At 36.2% G+C, this 2,063-nt stretch carries 3 protein-coding genes; 1 reads left to right on the top strand and 2 read right to left on the bottom strand.

The window, feature by feature from the left end; all coding sequences use genetic code 11:
• Together IBX40_13095 and IBX40_13090 are read right to left on the bottom strand one after the other, a co-directional pair.
• On the bottom strand, positions 1-404 hold a 404-nt coding region (locus IBX40_13095; protein ID MBE0525247.1), incomplete at its 3' end, for a hypothetical protein.
• Between the two features lie 177 nt (positions 405-581).
• The gene (locus tag IBX40_13090) at positions 582-1,217 is read right to left on the bottom strand and encodes a hypothetical protein (GenBank protein MBE0525246.1); all 636 of its coding nucleotides are present in this window, start codon (positions 1,215-1,217) and stop codon (positions 582-584) included.
• Positions 1,218-1,564: 347 nt separating this feature from the next.
• Between IBX40_13090 and IBX40_13085 the strand changes: the two genes are divergently transcribed.
• Positions 1,565-1,783, top strand: a complete 219-nt coding sequence (locus IBX40_13085) for a hypothetical protein (protein MBE0525245.1) — start codon at positions 1,565-1,567, stop codon at positions 1,781-1,783.
• Positions 1,784-2,063: the final 280 nt, after the last annotated feature.

Raw genomic sequence — 2,063 nt, 5'->3', positions numbered from 1 at the left:
GCCTGGTTTGGTGAAATGGTTATTAATGTAAGGTTAAAAAAACTATTTGAATTCCCACTTGTTGCAATATCACTCCCTGGAGCAGGGGTTGTACAATTAATGGAATCTATCTTCCAGATTAATTTATCCCCCTCATTTGCACCTTCATCATCAGATGTATCTGAATCATCAAAAATAATATCCAATGAGTAACCGCCATTTGGAAATAGTACAGTTGTGTTCCCAACTTCTTCCCCAGTCCCATAAACTTCAACAGTGATTGTAGTACCGTATGATGCTGGTAAGCCATTAATTGAGGCATATCCCCAATAAGATTCAGGTATTGGAGGTATTGCCGAAGCAGTCGTAATCCATATAATAAACAATATTATAGCAATAAAGTATTTTCTCATTTTATTTTTCATTTTCTCACTCTCCAAATTTGATAAGAAATATGCTGAGTTGTCCCACCACATAAATCCAAATTGTTAAATCCTTGGTTTATTTCAAAAAACTTCATATATAAATGTTTTGATTTCGATTGGGTGTAAAATTTTTTAGCGTTTGGGTGATTCTACACTTCCATTGGATTTATCAATAGATTAATTTATTCGCAATAATAAAATTGCTGCCAAAAGGAAAAATATCCCTTCGATAAAGCTAAATCCCGGAATTGCTGGATTTTTATCTGAAGGTACTTCCCCTGAAGATTCCATCTGGTCAGCAGTTTCTGGATAATCAAGCCCTCTTGAAGGTTCAACAGGTTGCTCATCCCGTGATACTTCGTCTGATATCCCGGTTGCAATGTCTTCTCTAACTGACATATCACTTAAGCTTCCCTGGTCACTCGCAGGATCATCACCACAAACCAGATTGAAATCATTATTCACCTTACCGGACGTGGCAACATCATTTGTTGGTGTATCGCAGACAACACCCCCAAGCTTCCATATAAGGGCATTCCCTTCATCGGCTCCTTCATCGTAAGAAGTGTCTGAATCATCAAAAATAATATCCAATGAGTATCCACCATTTGGAAATTGTACCGTTGTGTTCCCGACTTCTTCTCCAGTACCATAAATTTCAACAGTTATTGAAGTATCATTTGATGTCGGTATACCATTAATTGACGCATATCCCCAGTAGGATTCAGGTATTGGAGGTATTGCCGAAGCAGTTGTAATACAAGTAATAAACAATATTGACGCAATAATGCATTTACTAATTTTATTTTTCATTGTCACACTTCCCCATATTTGATAAGATATATGCTTAGTTGTCCCGTCAAATAATCCCAAATTGTTAATCCTTGATTTGACTTAAGTAATTCTAAACTTTCATTGGATTTATCAATGTTATGTTTTTAATTTTTAATTTATTAAAACATCATCCCACTCATCATTATCCAATACCCATTTCCATGTTCCATATTCACCAGATCATTCCCGAACGGAGCAACTGGATCATACTTCTTCCAGTGGTCAATATTATCGCTAGTATTTATCCATCCTTTTCTTTTCTCCTCTGTTACACTATAGATGCCTGATACAAGGTTTGTGAACCTGTAAAAGCCACAGGTAAGGGTTTGAGTAAACGAGCCGAGGAAAGTCGACTTTATCAGCAGTTGGGTTATCGAGGTTGGGCTAAACATAAGGGATATGGGATGAGATGGCCTGCAACGGAAGGTATTATTTCTGCAGGTAAGAGAATATTTGGTGAAAGTGTGAAAAGTCATAAAAAAAGGAATATGTATCAAGAAGCAAAGTTGATGTTTTGGGCTTATCAACAATTAAGAGGTGTGTAAGAAGGAATTATGAGTTCTAATAGCAATAGCTATTTGATTTTGAGGGAATCATGCCACACAGCATGTGGATATGTGGATACAAAGATTTAAAAACTTTCAAGTGCATCATAATCTAACTTAATTTAGTTGAGGCAAGGTTAATGATAAAGTTGCTTGATGTTTAAGAAAAACACAATCACGACTTATTCGTTAGCTATTTATGGGCTATGGACTGATTAATGACTGTCCCTTCGGGGCAATTTAACGTTCGATGGTTTCTAAAATATATATCTGATTTCGC

The sequence above is a fragment of the Methanosarcinales archaeon genome (genome assembly GCA_014859725.1).
Lineage (GTDB): Archaea > Halobacteriota > Methanosarcinia > Methanosarcinales > Methanocomedenaceae > Kmv04.
Note: the sequence above shows the minus strand (reverse complement) of the source record. Positions and strands in the feature narration are given on the sequence as shown.

Coding starts and splice junctions, on each gene's coding strand:
- IBX40_13090 (MBE0525246.1), bottom strand. CDS start 1,217: ATGAAAAATAAAATTAGTAAATGCATTATTGCGTCAATATTGTTTATT.